General features: G+C 65.8%; 3 protein-coding genes. All 3 read right to left on the bottom strand.

Annotated elements, in window-relative coordinates; translation table 11 throughout:
* Window positions 1–36 precede the first annotated feature (36 nt).
* On the bottom strand, window positions 37–1,092 hold the full coding sequence (locus JNK68_06640; GenBank protein MBL8540033.1) for a hypothetical protein: 1,056 nt from the start codon (window positions 1,090–1,092) through the stop codon (window positions 37–39).
* Window positions 1,093–1,238: 146 nt separating this feature from the next.
* Window positions 1,239–1,502 (bottom strand): YbdD/YjiX family protein, encoded by a 264-nt coding sequence (locus JNK68_06645; protein MBL8540034.1) that lies wholly within the window; start codon window positions 1,500–1,502, stop codon window positions 1,239–1,241.
* On the bottom strand, window positions 1,486–2,449 hold a 964-nt coding region (locus tag JNK68_06650; protein MBL8540035.1), incomplete at its 5' end, for a carbon starvation protein A. The genes JNK68_06645 and JNK68_06650, both read right to left, overlap by 17 nt.

Consider the following 2,449-nt stretch of genomic DNA (forward strand, 5'->3'; position numbering starts at 1 on the left):
GCTGACCGGCGATACGCTGTACGTCGACGGCGGCTATCACATCGCCGACTGACCCGGGCCGGGCGAGGCGCAGTCGAGCAGGCGCTGCGCCTCGTCCAGCAATTGCCCGCGCCGGATGAGATCGCGCCGGGCGAAGCGGCACGCGAGCAGGTTTATCACCGGCTTGCCGCGGACGAGAACCTCGGGCAGCGCAATCTCGGTGGCAGGTTCCGCCGAGCCGTCCGGCACCAGCACGTTCATCTGGTCGAGCCTGAACTTCACCGTCCGCACCTGCAGGTAATCGGAAGCGTGCGAGAGCACGTCCTGCACGCGGCCGATGGCGTATTCGAGCCCCTCGCCGACGCCGGGGAACTTCGCCAGCGATTGTTCGTTCTCGGCAAGCTTCCTCTCGACCTCCTCGATCTTGTCGGAAGTGGCCTCGCCGTTGCCGAGCATCGCTTCCAGTCCCACGCGCTGCCCTTTCAGGATCGACAGTCGCGCCCGCAGCATGCTGTGCTGCTCCCGCAGGTCGGTGCGTTGCGTGTCGACCGACGCGATCTGTTCCAGCGCCTGCGTGACGAGAAACTTGAACGCGCGCCGGCGGATGCCGATGCGTGCCTCGTGCTCCGAAGTGCAGGGAAAAACCACCGCCTTGTCGCCGAACGACACCGAGGTGCGCGGCACATCGTGCTGCACCACGCTGCCGTGCACCGCGACGCCGAACCCCTTCTCCTCGCTGCGAACGAACCGCAGCATCGCCCACGTCTCCTCGGCGCCTGGAGAATCGACAAAGAATTGCTGCACCTCGGGGCTGCGGCTGAAGATGCTCGGGATGTCCTGGGCGGTGGCGAAGAGCGCGCGCAGCAACGAATTGCCCGGCCAAGCCGCGGCACTCGTCTCGATCACCGGCGGGAGCTGCGCTTCGAGCTCCCGGCAGTAGAGCACGGAATGCTCGACGGACGGTGCCAGCTTGCGCTGGTAGCCGGGCACCAGCTTGAGCCGCGGATCCACCATCGCCACCACCTGCTCGGTGCGCTGCTCGAGGATGTCGGCCGAGACCTCTCCGCCGGTTGCCTCGTCGTTGACGCCCAAAAGCCAATCCAGAAGTCCCATCGCGAGCCTCGTGTGCGCGCCACAGCGCGCGCTCATGTTCACCGTATGCGTGCACCGGCCGGAACAAACGACCGGTCACGGAAAAACCAAGCCCGGCACCCCTTACGGGGTGGCCGGGCCTCGATCGTGACCGACAACCGCCGCGTTCAGCAGCAGCGGATGCCGGGCTTCCCGTAGCGGCGATCGATGGCGAAGCGGAAGAATTCCTCTTCGCCCATCGGCGGCACGTCAGGGTGAATCACCTTGTGCCGCGCCAGGTAGATCTCGTAATCGGGTATGCCGACCACCTGCTTCAGCGCGCGCCGCAATTGCACGACCTTGTCGGCAAGCGCCTGCAGCCGGTCGGGGCCGCCACCCAGTTCGGCGGCGAGCTTGTCGTCGCCGGCAAACCAATCAGTGAGCCGTGGCATAGGAGACTCCCAACGGTGCTTCCTTGTAGGGCGTTTCTGCCGCAGTCGGCTTCGGATTGCGCAGCGCCTGCAGCGAGAACTTGAGGGTGAAGTACGCCATCACCGCCACCAGCGCGGCAAACATGATCGTGATGCTGCCGCACAGATAGTTGTTGAAGGCGACGCGTTGCATGTCGGCGATGGTCTTGGCTGGTGCGATCACGGTGCCCGCCGCGGCTGCCTCGCTGTACTTGCTCGCGAGCGCGAAGAAGCCGATCTTCGGGTTGCTCGATGCGACCTTCTCCCACGCCGCCGAGAGCGTGCAAACGAGCAGCCACGCGGTCGGCACCAGTGTGACCCAGGTGTACTTCTCGCGTTTCATCTTGATCAGCACCGTGGTGGCGAGCAGCAGCGCGATGCCCGCGAGCATCTGATTGCCGATGCCGAACAGCGGCCAGATCGTGTTGACGCCACCGAGCGGATCGATCGTGCCCTGGTAGACGAAATAGCCCCAGCCACCGACGCACAGCAAGGTGGCGATGACGTTCGCCGGGATCGACTCGATGCGCCCGAGCGGCTCGTACACGTGGCCGAGCAGGTCCTGAATCATGAAACGCCCGGCGCGAGTTCCGGCATCGACGGCGGTCAGGATGAAGAGCGCCTCGAACAGGATCGCGAAGTGATACCAGAGCGCTTCCATCGCCTTGCCGCCGAACACCTGCGCCATGATCTGCGCGATGCCCACGGCCAGTGTCGGCGCACCGCCCGCGCGATGCAGGATGGTGTGCTCACCGACGTCCTTGGCGGTCTGGGTGATGAGATCCGGGGTGATGACCCAGCCCCACTCGCTGATCACCTTCGCTGCCGTCTCGGCCGTCGGACCGGTAACCGCCGCCGGCGCGTTCATCGCGAAGTAGATGCCCGGATCGAGCGTGGCTGCCGCCACCAGCGCCATGATGGCGACGAAC

It is taken from the genome of Betaproteobacteria bacterium, assembly GCA_016791345.1.
Lineage (GTDB): Bacteria > Pseudomonadota > Gammaproteobacteria > Burkholderiales > JAEUMW01 > JAEUMW01.